12 protein-coding genes are annotated in these 14,738 nt (G+C 66.6%); 3 read left to right on the forward strand and 9 right to left on the reverse strand.

Annotated features, from left to right (window positions below; genetic code table 11):
• Positions 1–128 precede the first annotated feature (128 nt).
• The 9 genes from C441_RS05045 to C441_RS05085 form a co-directional block, all read right to left on the reverse strand.
• On the reverse strand, positions 129–521 hold the full coding sequence (locus C441_RS05045; RefSeq protein WP_007274130.1) for a putative toxin-antitoxin system toxin component, PIN family: 393 nt from the start codon (positions 519–521) through the stop codon (positions 129–131).
• Positions 522–846: 325 nt separating this feature from the next.
• On the reverse strand, positions 847–3,150 hold the full coding sequence (locus C441_RS05050; RefSeq protein WP_049920452.1) for a pentapeptide repeat-containing protein: 2,304 nt from the start codon (positions 3,148–3,150) through the stop codon (positions 847–849).
• A gap of 219 nt (positions 3,151–3,369) precedes the next feature.
• Positions 3,370–4,323 carry a hypothetical protein gene (locus tag C441_RS05055; RefSeq protein WP_007274132.1) on the reverse strand — a complete coding sequence of 318 codons (954 nt, stop codon included), beginning with the start codon at positions 4,321–4,323 and terminating at the stop codon, positions 3,370–3,372.
• 22 nt (positions 4,324–4,345) lie between these two features.
• Positions 4,346–4,894: a DUF2617 family protein gene (locus tag C441_RS05060; protein ID WP_007274133.1), complete on the reverse strand. Its 549-nt coding sequence runs from the start codon at positions 4,892–4,894 to the stop codon at positions 4,346–4,348.
• A gap of 6 nt (positions 4,895–4,900) precedes the next feature.
• Positions 4,901–6,718 (reverse strand): spermidine synthase, encoded by a 1,818-nt coding sequence (locus C441_RS05065; RefSeq protein ID WP_007274134.1) that lies wholly within the window; start codon positions 6,716–6,718, stop codon positions 4,901–4,903.
• Positions 6,719–6,775: 57 nt separating this feature from the next.
• Positions 6,776–7,501 (reverse strand): hypothetical protein, encoded by a 726-nt coding sequence (locus C441_RS05070; RefSeq protein ID WP_007274135.1) that lies wholly within the window; start codon positions 7,499–7,501, stop codon positions 6,776–6,778.
• Positions 7,502–7,595: 94 nt separating this feature from the next.
• The gene (locus C441_RS05075) at positions 7,596–8,186 is read right to left on the reverse strand and encodes a hypothetical protein (protein ID WP_239640811.1); all 591 of its coding nucleotides are present in this window, start codon (positions 8,184–8,186) and stop codon (positions 7,596–7,598) included.
• Between the two features lie 187 nt (positions 8,187–8,373).
• The gene (locus tag C441_RS05080) at positions 8,374–9,537 is read right to left on the reverse strand and encodes an aspartate-alanine antiporter-like transporter (RefSeq protein ID WP_007274137.1); all 1,164 of its coding nucleotides are present in this window, start codon (positions 9,535–9,537) and stop codon (positions 8,374–8,376) included.
• Positions 9,538–9,787: 250 nt separating this feature from the next.
• Positions 9,788–11,050: a glycosyltransferase family 2 protein gene (locus C441_RS05085; protein WP_007274138.1), complete on the reverse strand. Its 1,263-nt coding sequence runs from the start codon at positions 11,048–11,050 to the stop codon at positions 9,788–9,790.
• Positions 11,051–11,210: 160 nt separating this feature from the next.
• Between C441_RS05085 and C441_RS05090 the strand changes: the two genes are divergently transcribed.
• The 3 genes from C441_RS05090 to C441_RS05100 all read left to right on the forward strand — a co-directional run bounded on the left by C441_RS05090 (position 11,211) and on the right by C441_RS05100 (position 14,737).
• Positions 11,211–11,852, forward strand: coding sequence for a helix-turn-helix domain-containing protein (locus tag C441_RS05090; protein WP_007274139.1), 642 nt, complete (start codon positions 11,211–11,213; stop codon positions 11,850–11,852).
• 133 nt (positions 11,853–11,985) lie between these two features.
• Positions 11,986–12,225: a 4Fe-4S ferredoxin N-terminal domain-containing protein gene (locus C441_RS05095; RefSeq protein ID WP_007274140.1), complete on the forward strand. Its 240-nt coding sequence runs from the start codon at positions 11,986–11,988 to the stop codon at positions 12,223–12,225.
• Positions 12,218–14,737 (forward strand): molybdopterin-containing oxidoreductase family protein, encoded by a 2,520-nt coding sequence (locus C441_RS05100; RefSeq protein WP_007274141.1) that lies wholly within the window; start codon positions 12,218–12,220, stop codon positions 14,735–14,737. The genes C441_RS05095 and C441_RS05100 overlap by 8 nt, the downstream gene beginning before the upstream one ends.
• The last annotated feature ends 1 nt before the right edge of the window (position 14,738 follow it).

Consider the following 14,738-nt stretch of genomic DNA (forward strand, 5'->3'; position numbering starts at 1 on the left):
ATGAGTGATCGAATTATTATCGATTTTTTGGGAAATTTTAACAGCGGTTGAGGTGGCACCTCTACGCTCAGATCGTGTTTTGTGACACCAGTCGAGATAGCTCCATCGAGAACACCGTTCCTGTGAGGTCAGTCAATCAAATCTTCCGGTGCAACAGCGCCGTGATCGAGCAATTCCCCGTCGAAGGTGACCATGGTCGCATCAACGTCGTTCGCTAATGCGAGAAGCACACAATCTATTGTATAGAGCAGATTGTCTCGCTGTAATTCATACGCCGCAATCTGGTCGCTGATTTCGGGCGCGTAGATGTCCACGCGACCGTAGATATCCGACAACACCGACTCGACGCGGGATTGCTCAACGCGCTTCTTCTTCGTCATTACTGACCGAATTTCCATGAGATTCAGAATGGAGGTACAGAACTCGTGGCTTTCGTTGAGCAACTGTGTCGCAATCTCACCACGACCCGGTTCATCAGTCAAACTAGCAATAAAGACATTTGTATCGACGAAGACCTTCATTCTCGGCTTCGTTCGTCACGTACCGCTTCAACGGAATCAACTTCAACATCTGCAAGTCGACCTGAAAGTAGATCACCGAGTCGAGCCTGAGGCTCGTCATCTTCGGACGATTCGTCGGTCCAATTCGGCGGCGTTGCGTAGCTACCCATTGCCGGTGATTGCAGACGTGCCTGTAAATCGCTTTCTCTATTCAGAATTTCACTCCGCTAAATGCACTAAGACGGGTGTCGGTTTGCTGAACACCCTCTGCCCGGGTCGCACAATTCTATCAGGTCCTAATGAGTTCAACAGCGCCGCCGGTCCGAATACGGGCCGCCCGGCGCGATTAGCTCCCGCCGAGCACGCGCTTGAACAGCGTGAACGTGAGCAGGGTAAAGAACAGGCCATTCAACATCCCCTGACTCGCCGCGAGCACGCGCGCCGCCGGGCCGAGCGGGTTGACGTCGCCGTAGCCGACCGTGCTGAAGCTGATGTAGCTGTAGTAGACGTTGTCGAAGAGCACTTCCATCGTCGTCTTGTCGACCGCGGCGGGGTCGAAGACGCTCCCCGCCTGCGTCAGAAACGGACCGCCGAGAGCGTAACACAGTCCGAACAGCGCCGGGAGGAGGAACGTGAACGCCGCGATTCGCGGGAGTCGGTTGCCGTAGCCGCAGGTGACCTGCATGAGCGTGTTCAGCCCCACGCTGGCGACCTTCTTGCCGCGGGCCCACGTGTTCAGCGAGTACTCGTTGAGGATGATGTCGAAGTTCTTCTGGCGGTTGTAGTAGTAGCGCTTGAACTCGAACTCGCGGCTCGCGGGGGTGTCGCCGACGGCGTTGGCGCTGTCCTGCGCCTTCCGGTAGGTCTCCTCGATAATTTCGGGCGTCAGTTCGACGGCGAACTGGCCGGTCGCGCCGTTGCCGACGAAGTCGTGGATGGTCCAGTCGTTGCGTTCGAGGTAGCCGTGGTGGTCGCTGAAGTCGAAGCGGTCGAACTCGGTGAGACAGAAGCGGAAGTGGTCCAGAAGCTGGTGTTCGTTGCCGTCGCCCTCCAGCGTCAGGTCGCCGATGGTCGCGCGGGTGAGGTCGTACGGCGTCGGCTCGCCGGAGCCCTGCGAAATCGTGCCGCCGTCGAGCGTCGCGTCGGTGAAGTCGAGGTAGGTGTCGCGGTCGCCGACGAGCACGCGGAAGCGCGCCGTCTCGAAGTCCGACTGCCGGAAGTCCGCCCGGTCGCGGAACGTCGTCTCCCAGAACGACGCGCTCGTGAAGTTCGCCGCCTCGAACTCCGCGCCGGCCTCGAAGGTCGCCTCGTTGAACGAGGCGTTGGCGTCGAGGTGCTGTAGTTCGCCCTCGAAGAACGTTCCGCGGAAGGAGGCGAGGCCGTGGAACGTGGCGGTCTTGAACGTCACGTCCTCTTCGAACCGCGCCTCGCCGAACCGGGCGTTAGATTGGAACTCGACCGCCTCGAAGGAGGCGTCACAGCCGAACGTCGCTTCCTCGGCGACGACGGCGTCGCGGAACTCGCTTTCGTCGAAGTTCGCTTGCCCGCCGAACGACGCCAGAGAGAGGTCGAACGCCCCGTCGACGCGGAGACGGTAGCAGTCGGTGCGGGCGGTGAACGTCGCGCGGTCGAAGTTGAGTTCGCCCTTGAACACGGCGTCCTTGAAGTCCGAATAGCGGAACCGCGCGAGTTTGTAGTCGGCTTCGCCCTCGAACGTCGCGCCCTCGAACGTCACGTCGTCGTGAGTCGTCCGGCTCCCGCCGTTGAACTCGACGCCGCGGAACTCGGCCAACTGCATGAAGCGGGCGTCCGCGAAGCTCGCGTCGTCGCCGAACCGCGCCTCGTCGAAGTCGGCCATCTCGTCGAAGCGGACGCCGTCGAACCGCGCGTCGCCCTCGAATTCGACGTGTTCGAAGTCCGAGCCGGCGGTGAACCGCGCGCCCTCGAACGTCACGTAGTTGAAGATGGCCTGTCTGAAGCTCGCGTCGTCGCGGAACGTCGCGTCCGCGAACGTGATGTTGTCGTCGAGGACGTGACTGCTCCCGCTGGTCTCGGCGTCGCGGAAGCGCGCCGTGCCGTGGAACGTCGCGTCCGCGAAACTCGTGTCGCCCTGGAACGCCGTCTCGTCGCATCGGACCTCGCCGCGGAACGTCGCCGCCGAAAAGCGAACGTCCTGTTCGAACGTCGCCTCGTCGGCCGTCACCGCGCCGGTGACCGTCACGTCGCGGGCGTCCACGTCGCCGGTGACGACCGCCTCGTCGAGTTTGAGGCGACCGACCGTCGCCTCGCGGAGAATCAGCCCCTGGTCGAGGTGGCCGTGAGTGAGGTCCAGCCCCTCGATGTCGGCGTGCTGGAAGTTGAGGACGTGGTTCGTCGCGCCGTTGACGTCCTGGTAGGTGAGCGAGAGGTGCGGGAGGTCCGCGCCGACGTACTCGTTGACGCGGGTGTCGGGCGACTGGAGGTTCGCCCGGAGTTCGTCGACGATGTCGTCGCCCGTCACGTCGAGCGAGGCGCGCTCGTCGCGGCTCATGTGGAACACGCAGAACTCGCTTTCGGGGTGGGACTCGTGCGGACACTCCCACGTCGTCTGGAGGTGGGCGTCGGTCTGCACCGACGGGTCGAACGTGTACCGGCACGACGAAGAGGACATCAGCGCCGGCGTGGACTCATTTCTCGACATGGCTGGGGAGGGGCGGTCGGGTACGCTGTGGACAGCGGGTGTGGCGGGAACTGCGATCGAGGCGGGCGGGTCGGGGTCGGAGTCGGCGAGCGCGCTCGGGCGCCGGGGCGACGCTCGACCGCGCGGACAGTCGTGTATGCAACAGTGTCTGGTGAGTTGATATATATCTTCGGACGACCGCCGACGAGGTCAGTCGAATATCTCGCGGCGCTCGGACGCCGAGAGCTCGGCGTGAATCGCGTTGGGCGAGCAGTGTTCGCACTCGCGGGCGGGATTAGTGCTCCGCTCGAAGGTCCAAAGCGGCCGCCCGAAGAGGAAAAACGCCTCCATCTGGTGGCGCTCGATGATGGCCTCGGCGGGCTTGCCGCAGTTCGGGCACCACTCGTCGCCGTCGGCCGGCTCTTGGAACGTCACCTTCCGACGACCGAACCCGGCGTTCGAGTAGGCCTCGCTTCGGGACATCTCGACGAGGTCTTCGGCCGGGTAGGGGTCGGCGTCGACGGCGTTGTCGAAGCCGGTGTCGGTCTCGGCGCTCGACGCGAGGTACGGCCCGACGCTGACGGTGTTGTCGTAGCCGACGAAGTGAACCGAGACCGCCGCCCCCCGGCCCTCGACCCGCACCTCGTGGCCGTGGCCGACGAGGTAGAGCTCCACGTCGGAGGTGACCTTCGTGAGGTCGATGTCGTGAGCCATACCGACCGCGTAGACGCCCGTGTCGGGGTCGGTCGCGCTCCCCGACTGCTTCCAGCCGAAGGTGGACACGTCGTAGTCCTCGGGGGCGGCGGGTGTCGCGTCGCCCGCGTAGACGTTCTCCGCGCCCGGCGCAGAGACCGCGCCGTCGGCGGCGTCGGCCGCGATGAACACGTCTTCGGCGTCGTCGAGGCGCACGTCGCCGTCGACAGACTGGACGTAGCCGTCTTCGAGACTGCCGCGAATCTCGGTCTCGACGGCCGCGTCGCCGACGGCCGCGTCGTCGCTCACCGGGGCGTGGGTGAAGACGTACTCGGCGTTCTGCACGGTGAGGTCGCCGGCGACGCTCGCGCCGCCGACGAACACGTCCGCGGGGTCGCGGAGTTCGACCGGGGGTCGTTCGGAGCCGTTGAGCGTCACGTCGCCGTCGTAGGTGGAAGCGTTTCGGGTCATCGGTGGGTCTGTCGTTCGGGAGTTATCGCTGAGTCGCTCGTCTGGGCGTCATCGTCGTCTCGGTGTACAGCGCGAGGTCGTGCTCCGGATAGGTGTGGTACGTCTCGTAGCCGCCGTCTGCGACGCGGATAGTGGTCCACGCCTCCGGGTCGAACCGATAGGCGACCGTCGCCGCCTCCGGACCGGGGAAGGCGTCGAGCGGTCGACCCTCCACGACCGTTCGGGCGTCGAGCCGGTCGCTCTCGAAGCTGAACTCGCGTTCCGCGCCGGCGGACAGCGGCGTCCGGTGCGTCCGCTCGTTCGGCAACGGCTTGCACGAACACAGCTCGTGGAAGCCGAGCGCCGGCAGGCCGACGTAGTGGGACTCGCCGATAACGGTGAGGACCGCGGGTTCGCCCGCGAGCGTCGCCGGGGCGACCGTCTTCACGTCCACGGCCGTCAGGTCCGGCGCGTCGGCGCTGTAGCCGAAGTACAGTTCCGTCGGTGTCTCGGCCGGCTGAGACGAGTCGGTGCCGGCGGGCGGTTCGGTTCCGGCGGGCGGTTCAGTGGGAGAGGGCGGGTGGGAGGGCATGGGTGGTCAGGTATCGACGAGGATGTCGTAGTTCGGGTGGAAGATGGAGTTCTCGCGGACGCCGCGGTAGTGCGGGACCGCGTGCCACTCGACTGCGCCGTAGTGCTCCTCACGGGCGCGGACGTACCGGGTCGCGCCGTCGCCGGTGAGTCGGGGGCGGTCGCCGGCGGCGAGCACGTAGAACTGCTCGACGCGCTCGGTCTCGCCGTCGTCGTCGAGGTCCTCGCGCACCCAGTACGAAAGCTCTCGGGTGAAGCCCGCGGCCCCGACGGTGTTGACGAACGCCTTGTGGTGTTCGGGGTAGGCGTCGGGCGAGTAGCCCCACGTCACCGCGACGCCGTCCTCGGAGAGGTGCGTCCGGACGGAGCGGTAGAACTCCGTCGAGTAGAGCGTGAGCAGGTCGTCGTCGGTCGCGCCGGGGATGTCGAGCAACACGAGGTCGTACGTCTCGTTCGTCTCTTGGAGGTAACGGTAGCCGTCGGCGACCGTCGTGTTCAGTCGGTCGTACTCGTAGGCGTCGTCGTGCCAGCGGCGGAAGAACGGGTCCGTCTTCGCGTCGCGCATGAACTCGCCGTCGAGGTCGACGTGGTCGACGGTGACGCCGTACTCCCGCAGGTGGTCGATGGCGATCCAGTCGCCGCCGCCGACGACGAGCACCTTCGTCTCGGGACCGGGGTCGACGAGCGACATCGGCACGTCGACCAGCCCCCGATGGTAGCTGTCGGCCCAACTCTCGCAGAGTTGGACAGCCGCGCCGAGGCGGAGACACTGCTCGGTTCGCCCGTCGAAGTACGGGTTCGGCCCGGTGCCGGTCCACGTGCGGTCGTACCGGATGACGTGCTGGTAGGCGGTCGTCTCCTGCGAGGTGACCGTCGCGCGCATCGCGCCCGGCGAGTACTCGTTTTCTATCTGCTGTTCGAGGTAGAGTTGCGACAGGCGCTCGTCGGCGACGTCGTGTTTGGCGACGACGCCCGCGTAGGTCGCCGTCAGGAGCAGACAGACGACGAGGAGCGACTTCGAGACGCGAGCGGCCGAGAGCGAGCGGTCGCCTCGCGCGCTGGCGGCCGCGTTCCCGGCGGTGGCAACGCTGTCGCTCGCTCCGGCGTCGCTGAAGGGCCACCACGACCACTCGCCGAAGTGGGCGACGAAGACGAGCGCGGCGACTCCGTTGAGGAGCGCCAACACGAATATCGTCGGGATGAGGCCGAGGCCGGGATAGAGGACGCGGGCGTAGACGACGGCACCGGCGAGGCCGCCGACGTAGTCCATCGCGAGGATGACCGAAAGCCCGCTTCTTCGGCCCTCGGTCCGCTCGACGGTCCAGAGAGTGCCGACGGCGGCCACGACGGAGTCGTGAACCCGCGCGCCGGCGTCCCGGAGCCACGAGGGCGTCGTCGACCCGTCGTCGTCGAGGTCGTCGAACATGCGGGTCAAAAGCGGGAGTTCGAACCCGGAGAGGAACCCGACGGCGACGACCGGCAGGCGGGCGACGGTCCAGACGAGTTCCGCGGGCACCGCCTGCGGGATGCGGACGCTGTTGAGGCCGACGATGAGCAGGAAGCCCGCGGGTGCGGCGGCCGCGAGCAACACCTCGGTGCGGAAGAAGTTCCCGCCGAGGGTCGCGCCGTCGAGGTCGTCGGAGAGCGCCGCGCCGATGCCGAGGCTGAAGAAGTACAGGCCGACCGTGATGACGTACTGGGTGACCGTCCCGCCGTACATCACCGTCAGAAGCTCCGAGTAGACGAACTCGTAGGCGAAGCTACAAAAGGACACCACGAAGGTGAGCGTCAGGAGCGTCGCCGTGTCAGTTCGTTCGTGAGACATCGATTGCGGGCGAGTGGGTGCGTGATGGAGGGCGGAGGGGACGCGCGTCAGCCGCGCTCAGATGCGCGGGGAGACTTTCCACTCTTCTTCGATGGAGTACCCCGCGTCGCCGATGCCGTCGGTGACTTCGAGGTCGTAACACTCCCAGCGGAAGTCGTGGTTCACGTCGTCGCCGACGACGTGCGCGCCGACGCGGTACCAGCCGTCCTGTCCGAGCTGGCTGTCGTCGTCGATGTCGTACTCGACGGTGTCGTTCGGATCCTGAATCTCGCGGTCCCACGGCACCGGGCCGGCGTCGGGCGCGTCGTCCCGCATCGCCGCGGTCGACCCGAGGTAGGCGACGCCGAGCGCGGCGACGCCGACGGGGAACCGACTCACCTGGTTGGCGTTGTTCTCGTACCAGTCGTCGGCGTAGTCGCCGCCGTGGTACCACGCGTGGCCGTGGACCGTCCGCGGGGCGGAGGCGTAGCCGCCCGTGCCGCGGCCGGTCGCGCCGCGGCCGCCGCCGCCGCCGCTCTTGCCTTTCGCGCTCGCGACCCCGACGGGGCTGAACGCGGCGAGCGACTGCGGGTCGAACCCTGACAGCGACGACTGGTCGGCGGCTTCGTAGCGGGACATCACCCACGTCTGGTCGGCGAGGTCGACGACGAGCGAGCCGTCGGACGCCTCGAAGTCGGAGACGACGCTCGACTTTCGCGGGGGAGGGGAGTTCGAGCCGAGACAGCCGGCGAGTCCGCCGACGGCCCCGAGACCGGTCAGTTGGAGGAACGTACGACGCTTCATGGGGACTCTCGTCTCTGTCAATCAGAAAACTAGGATAACAGTCTTGTGGTTCGATACGTCTCTCGGGAAAGAAAATCTCGTCCCCCGACGCGTTCTACGGGAGGACCACTCGGAACGCGACCCTGACGCTCCCGACGACGAGCCTGTCGAGCGAGTGCGATGCCGCGCCGAACGCGACGAAGAAGACGACCATCGCGAGGAACTCGACGAGCGGGAACGCGCCGGCCGGAAACGCGCCGACGCCGAGGCCCGCGACGAGTCGGATGAGCGCGATGCCCGCGTCGACGGCGCGGTCGAACGTGACCGAGGCGATGAACCCGCCGACGACGGCGACGACAGCGGAGACGAGGAGCCACGGGACGGACGGGACAGCCCGACCCGACCGCGAGCCGTCGGTTCGGCGGCTGTCGCCCGCCACGACCCCGAGCGCCGCGAGTTGTCGGCGGAGTTGGTCGAGCGTCGTCACCGCGAAGAGGAACCACAGCATCGCCGCGAGCCCGAATCCGACCGCTGACGCCGAGATCTCGGGGAAGACGCTCGTCGCGATTTCGACGATGGTCGGCGTGGCGCGCTCGACGAACAGGAAGAAGACGGCGAACCCGAGCGCCGCGTCCACGGGCCCGTACGCCGGGAAGGGCTCGCGTCGCCGGGTGCGGTCGGGACCGGTGTCCGCGTGCGCGCTCATGCGCGTGAAGACGCGCCGTGAGCGCATCAATCGGCGGTTCGATTGTCACCGTGCGGGAGCCAGCCCCCGCCGGGTCGTCGGCGACCCAGACCGGGGGCCGAGTGCGGACGCGACCGCGAGAGAGAGCGCCCGACTGCGGTGGGTTTGCGGCCGGGTCGCCCCGTACTGCGACATCCTCAGCGGTTCGCTACGCGGCGAGCGGGACGACGAGGACGAGGAGCTTCGCGTAGACGACCATGAACAGGAGCGCGAAGGGGTAGGTGTTGCCGTAGCCCGCCGCGACTTCGTCGGCCCCGGTGGCGTCGACGGCGGCCGCGAGTCCCTTCGTGTCGGTGTGACCGCCGGTGATGCCGCCGGCGGCGCTAATCCAGTCCATACCCCAGACGTACCGCGTGAGCGCGAGCCCGGCGATGATGGCGATAAAGCTCGTCAGCGCCGAGGCCGCCACGATTTGGAGGCCGTACTCCGCGATGGTCGCGAGGAAGCCGCCGCCGGCACCGATGCCGACGACCGCGAGGAACATCGCGAGCGTGAACGCCCGAATCTCCGAGAGGATGCCGGTGTCCATCCGCGTCGGCACGGGGCCGACCCGGCCGAAGTAGCCGAAGACGAGCGCCGCGACGAGCACGCCGCCGGTCGTCCCGAGCGAGGGCGTGCCGAACGGTCCCATCGGAATCGGAATCGACCCGACGACCGCGCCGGCGACGATGACGAGCGCGTAGCCCATCACGCTGAACGTCACCTCGGTGACCGACGAGCCCGATTCGTCGTCGGTGCCGCCGATAGCCTCGTCGAAGCGGCGTTTTTCCTCATCGAGGTCCAGCCGGGCGACGACGGGGTACAACTGCTGGAACACGACGATGACGAGCACGCCGACGACGTAGCCGACGGAGTGGCCGATTTGGTAGTCCTGCCGGGCGGCCGCGGGGAGCGCTTCGATGGCCGACCCCAGCCCCGGACTGCTCGTCAGCGCGCCCGAGAACGACCCCATGATGAGGGGCGTCGACGCGTTGGGGAAGACGAACTGCGTCCAGACGTAGGTGAGCGCCAGCGCGACGGTCGGCATCAGCACCGCGACGGCGACGAAGTTGAGCCCGTACGCCTTGACGGTCCCCTCGATTTCGTGGGCCGCGATGAGGCCGACGGCGGCGACGAACAGCGCCAGCGTGAGCCCGCTGTACGCGTCGGGGACGGTGAAGCCGAAGTGGCCGAGCACCAGTCCCGCAAAGAGCGGCCCGGCGACGCCGAACTTGACGCCGCGGACGCTGATTTTGCCGAGCCCCATCCCGATGAGCACCGCGAGGAACAGGACGAACAACCCGTTGCCGACGAGCGACTCGACTACCGCCACGGGCGTTCACCCCCGGTACCGAGACGGTGCACGCGAGGGGTCGGACCGCCCCCGGCCGAGCGGCGTGAACGATGATGACAAGCTTGTTTTCTCGGTGACATTCGAGTTGGGATTCGCGGATGGGACGGATAAGGCTTGATTCGATTCCCGCGGGATGGCGACGCCGGAAAATCGATGTACGGCAACGTTCACGCTGTATTCTACGGGATATTATCAGCCGCCACTTCGAGACGGGTCGAGCGGCCCACAATCAATCATAATCGATGTGAAATGATTCGCGGAGTTCGGTCGTAAATCGATTCACGTCCAACTGTTCCGGCAGGTCGTTCCGGCCGTCGTGGTCCGTGAGCGAACCGGGTTCGAACGCGGGGTTGCGCTCTTCGACCGTCTCCAGGGGGACCTTGGTCGTGACGGTGAAGTGTTCGACCGGCGAGACGAACCCCCAGAGCGCGCCCGCGGTGTTGAGGACGACGAGAACCGGCGTCCACGGAACCGCGAGGAGCGTGAGCTTCGACTCGGACCAGTAGCTCGCGACGCCGACGCCCGTCACGACGAACAGCGTGCCGAACTCGGCGAGCGAGCCGATTCGGTAGAGCATCAAGTCGGGGAGCGCGCCGGGGACGAGAAACGTGACGAGCGTTATCAGCGGGATGAGCGGCGAAAATCCCCACGCGACGAGGCGGAACTGCAGGAATAGCTGATAGTGAAGTGGCAACAGGTCAGAATCCTGCCGCGTCCCCGAGAACCACCGGCGGCGCTGTTTGAGCATCGTCGTCACCGACGGCGGAGCCTGATTGCGGAACTTGCAGTTCAGCACGGTGAAATCGAGGTCCGACGCGCTGGCGGCGCGCCACGCGAAGTCCGTGTCCTCAGTGATGGTCTTCGAGTCCCACGTGATTTCGTTTTCGAGGCGCGTCCGAATCGCGATGCCGCCGCCCCACGCGTACAGCGGGAAGCTGAATCGGCCGAACGCCCGCTGTTCGCGCTGGTAGCCGATGCGGAACACCTCCGAGAGGTACGTCACCCACGACCCGGTGTACAGCGGAAGCTCCGTAATCTGGACGATGTCGCCCTCCGGCAACCCCTCGAAGTTCGCCATCAGCGTGTCCTCGTCGAGGTAGAGGACGAACTCCTTGTCACAGGGAATCTCGCGGCGCGCCCATTCGAGCGCCCGGCCCTTGTGGGTCGCCGTGCAGGAGAACTCCTCCGGGACGACGTGGACCGACGCGCCGTCCACCGAAATCGGCTTCTCGGCGACGACCCGCACGTCCGCGAGGTCGTCGGGGACCGCGTTGACCGTCGATTGGACGATGTTCGCCGCGTCGATGGTGATGACGCGCACTTGGATGTCGTCGTAGCCGTAGACGACGTCGCCGGCGGCGATAGCCCGTCGCCACGCGAGGACGAGCACCTCGACGAACCACGTGAACACCGACGCCGAGTAGAGGACGAAGACGGTCCAGACGAGCATCAGGAGGACGAACACCGCCAGTTCGGGCTGGACCTCGAACATGTAGATGAAGCGTACATTTTGAGAGTAATGAATGTGCGGACTGCGGAATCGGCCGCCTCGATGCGGGCGGACGACCGTCGGGTGCCCGACGAGGCGACGCAGTGCCGAAATGTGAGAACCAGCACAACCCACTTCCCCGGTGTTGACCGACTGACTACCGATGGCTGATTCCACGAGCGGCGTCGCGGAGGCGGGAGCCGACACACCGCGGGAACAACACCTCCAGCTCCGACTGGAAATCGAGCCCGCGAAGCGCTGTTCGTGCCCGTTAGCCAGCCCCGACTCGGCGGTCGAGGACGTCCACACGCACCTCGACGGCGACACCTGCCACGCCGAGGTGACCGTCGACGACGGGACCGACTCGAAGGTGGTTCACACGACGACGAGCGTCGGCGACGACTGTCTCTGTCGGGCGTTCGGGGAGTTCGGATGCGTGCCGCGTATCCGCCGCGCCGACGGGCGGCACATCGTCGTCGAGACGTATCTCTCGGACCGCGAGACGATTTCGACCCTCGTGGGGCGGCTCGACGAGGTGGCCGAGCGCGTCTGTCTCAGGCGGCTCACCTCCGACGGACGCGGCGATTCGGCCGAGTCGAAGACGGCGACCATCGACCTCTCGTCGCTCACGGCGAAACAGCGCGAGGCGGCGCTCATCGCCGTCCACCACGGCTACTACGAGACGCCGCGGCGGACGGAGTTGGCGGCGCTCGCGGAGGCGCTCGGCATCTCGAAGTCGGCGCTGTCCCAGCGGCTGAACGCGGTGGAAGCGAAGCTCGCAACGGCGGTATTCGACGCCGAGTGACCGCCGAGCCGGCCGAGCGAAAATCGGTAGACAGCTGACGTTCGAGCCGGTCCGCGCGTCGGCGAGTACATAAACTGCTTCATTATCCAGCGGGCGGCCTACCGGGGGAGACCTCCACAGTACGTGTGTACTTATGACCGACCCACAACAGCCGCGACTGACTCCGCTCGACGAGTGGGAGTCGGAAGCGGCGACCATCCTCGACGGGGGCGACTACGACGCCGAGTTGGGACTGCGGATGGCCCGCGACGCGATTCGCGTCTCGAACGGCGAGCTCTCCGACGCGGCGTTCCACGAGAAATATCACGAGGCGGTCGTCGCGGAGTTCGGCGAGGACGCCCGCCCGACCGAACCGGAGGGGTTCGATGAGTGACGACGGACGCGGCTCGAAAGGAGGTGACGACGACGGCGTGTTCAGACGCGACGTGCTGAAAGCCAGCGGGGCCGCGGCCGTCGCGCTCGGACTCGGGGGCGGCGGCTACGCCTCCTCGCTGGCCGAGACCGACACCGAGCCGGCGTCGAGGCAGAACCCCGGTATCGAGAGCTACGTCGGACAGGACGAGGTTATCAGGACGGCGTGCGCGCCGAACTGCCGCGGGAAATGCCCGCTCGAAGCGCACGTCCGCGGCGGGCGCGTCAGGAAAATCGAGCCGCAGATTCCCGAAGACGAGCGGTACAAGCGCGCCTGCACCCTCGGGCTGTCGCACACCCAGCGCATCTACAACGCCACGCGGCTCAAGTACCCGATGAAGCGCGTCGGCTGGGAGCCGGGGAGTCCGAACCCCGAGGGCCGCGGCGACGACGCCGAGTTCGAGCGCGTCACGTGGGACGAGGCGCTCGACTACATCGCCGCCGAGATGGAGCGCGTCCGCGACGACTACGGCCCCGAGAGCGTCTACTTCGAGACGGGGTCGGGGAACAACGGCGTCAGCGGCACCATCCAGAGCCGGCTGTCGTCGCTGTTCGGCGGGACCCAGAAGTCGTGGTCCATCGACATCAACGTCGGGCTCGGCTTCAGCCGGCTCGCCGGGGCCGGCTTCTTCAACGTGCCGACCAACGAGGTCGTCGACTGGCGGAACGCGAACACGGTCATCGTCTGGGGGTCGGACATCTTCGCCAGCAACCTCCAACAGGACGCCTCGAAGCTCCTCGACGCGGTCGAAAACGGCGCGAAGCTCGTCTGCGTGGACCCGGTGTACACGAACACCGCCGCGAAGGCCGACCTCTGGCTCCCCATCAAACCGGGCAAGGACACGCTCCTGACCCTGTCGATGATTAAGACGGTCCTCGACGACGAGACCTACGACACCGAGTTCCTCAGAAGGCGGACGCTCGGGCCGGCGCTCGTCCGCGACGACACGGGCGAACTGCTCGACGCGAGCGACGTGTTCGACGACGTGACCGAGGACCTGCCCGTCGCGGTCAACGAGTCGACGGGCGAGCCGGTCGCGCTCGAACCCGAGACGTACGGCGAGTACGCGCTGTTCGGCGAGTACACCGTCGCCGGCGTCGCCTGCCACACGGCGCTTTCGCTCCTCGAAGAACACGTCGCCGAGTACGACGCCGACGCCGTCGCGGCCGAGGTCGGCATCAACGCCGACAACATCCGAACCGCGGTGCGCTGGCTCGCGACGCGCGGCCCCGGCGGCATCGCCTCCGGTTACGGCGTCGACCGCTACAAGTACGGTCACACCTTCGGGCAGGCGTACGCCATCCTCCTCGGGCTGACCGGCGACTTCGGTCGCCACGGGAGCATTCAGGGGAGCCACCCGCTCGGCGGGTCGTACGACAACGGCGGCTACGACTCCCCCGAGGACGGACCCGGAACGACGTCGCTCCCGCAGACGGACATCCTCACGGCGATGGAGTCCGGCGACCCCTACCAGCTGAAGGTGATGTACTCCCAGGAGTCGAACTTCATCGCCAACCAGATGCCGGACAGACAGCGGTGGCTGGAGGCGTCGAAGAGCCTCGACCTCATCGCCGTCGCCGACATGCACCACACGCCGTCGGTCCAGCACGCGGACATCATCCTGCCCGCGTCCCACTGGTTCGAACGCGAGGACGTCGTGGACACGTGGGGCGGCCACCCGCACATCATGTACCGCCAGCCGGCCCACGACCCGCTGTGGGAGTCGAAGTCCGACCACTGGATGTTGGTCAGGCTGGCCGAACGCCTCGGCTTCGGCGACTACTTCGACCGCGACAAGTCGGCGACGCTTCGAGAACTGCTCGCCCACGACGACGAGGTGGACTACGAGACGCTGAAAGAACAGGGGACGGTGAAGGTGAGCACGCCGGTCGTCAAGTTCACGGGGCCGTTCAACACCCCGTCGGGCCGGCTGGAACTGTACGACGAGGACGCGCCGACCGAAGGCGGCGTCACGCTGGAACTGCCGAAGCACATGGAGAGCCGGACGGCCGACGACTGGGACACGGCGGAGGACTATCCGCTGATGTTCATCCAGAAGCACTCGAAGTGGCGCATCCACTCGCAGTACGAGTACCAAAACTGGCTCCGGGAGATAAACAACGAGCCGCAGTTGGACATCAACCCGAAGGACGCGGCCGCCCGCGGCATCGAAGACGGCGACTACGTCCGCGTCCACAACGACCGCGGCGAGATGGTCGTGAAGGCCAAGGTGAACGACGGCATGCAACCCGGGCTGGTGAACACCGACCAGGGCTGGTGGGGAAGCGACTACGTCCGCGGCCACCACAACGACCTGACGCACACCGACGTGTGTGAGGTGACCGGGAACTTCGCGTTCTACGACACCAGAGTCGAGGTCGAACCGGCCCCGAGCGACGTTGACACGAGCAAGTACACGAGCAATCAGCCGACCGGTTCGGGTGCCACCAGCGCCGGGGCGGGAGGTGACTGAA

The sequence above is a fragment of the Haloferax sulfurifontis ATCC BAA-897 genome, assembly GCF_000337835.1.
In the GTDB taxonomy this organism is placed as follows: domain Archaea; phylum Halobacteriota; class Halobacteria; order Halobacteriales; family Haloferacaceae; genus Haloferax; species Haloferax denitrificans.

What these genes read in the sequence shown, in the direction of transcription:
- C441_RS05045 (WP_007274130.1), bottom strand. Translation starts at nt 521, where the DNA reads ATGAAGGTCTTCGTCGATACAAATGTCTTTATTGCTAGTTTGACTGAT.
- C441_RS05050 (WP_049920452.1), bottom strand. Translation starts at nt 3,150, where the DNA reads ATGTCCTCTTCGTCGTGCCGGTACACGTTCGACCCGTCGGTGCAGACC.
- C441_RS05055 (WP_007274132.1), bottom strand. Translation starts at nt 4,323, where the DNA reads ATGACCCGAAACGCTTCCACCTACGACGGCGACGTGACGCTCAACGGC.
- C441_RS05060 (WP_007274133.1), bottom strand. Translation starts at nt 4,894, where the DNA reads ATGCCCTCCCACCCGCCCTCTCCCACTGAACCGCCCGCCGGAACCGAA.
- C441_RS05065 (WP_007274134.1), bottom strand. Translation starts at nt 6,718, where the DNA reads ATGTCTCACGAACGAACTGACACGGCGACGCTCCTGACGCTCACCTTC.
- C441_RS05070 (WP_007274135.1), bottom strand. Translation starts at nt 7,501, where the DNA reads ATGAAGCGTCGTACGTTCCTCCAACTGACCGGTCTCGGGGCCGTCGGC.
- C441_RS05075 (WP_239640811.1), bottom strand. Translation starts at nt 8,186, where the DNA reads ATGAGCGCGCACGCGGACACCGGTCCCGACCGCACCCGGCGACGCGAG.
- C441_RS05085 (WP_007274138.1), bottom strand. Translation starts at nt 11,050, where the DNA reads ATGTTCGAGGTCCAGCCCGAACTGGCGGTGTTCGTCCTCCTGATGCTC.
- C441_RS05090 (WP_007274139.1), top strand. Translation starts at nt 11,211, where the DNA reads ATGGCTGATTCCACGAGCGGCGTCGCGGAGGCGGGAGCCGACACACCG.
- C441_RS05095 (WP_007274140.1), top strand. Translation starts at nt 11,986, where the DNA reads ATGACCGACCCACAACAGCCGCGACTGACTCCGCTCGACGAGTGGGAG.
- C441_RS05100 (WP_007274141.1), top strand. Translation starts at nt 12,218, where the DNA reads ATGAGTGACGACGGACGCGGCTCGAAAGGAGGTGACGACGACGGCGTG.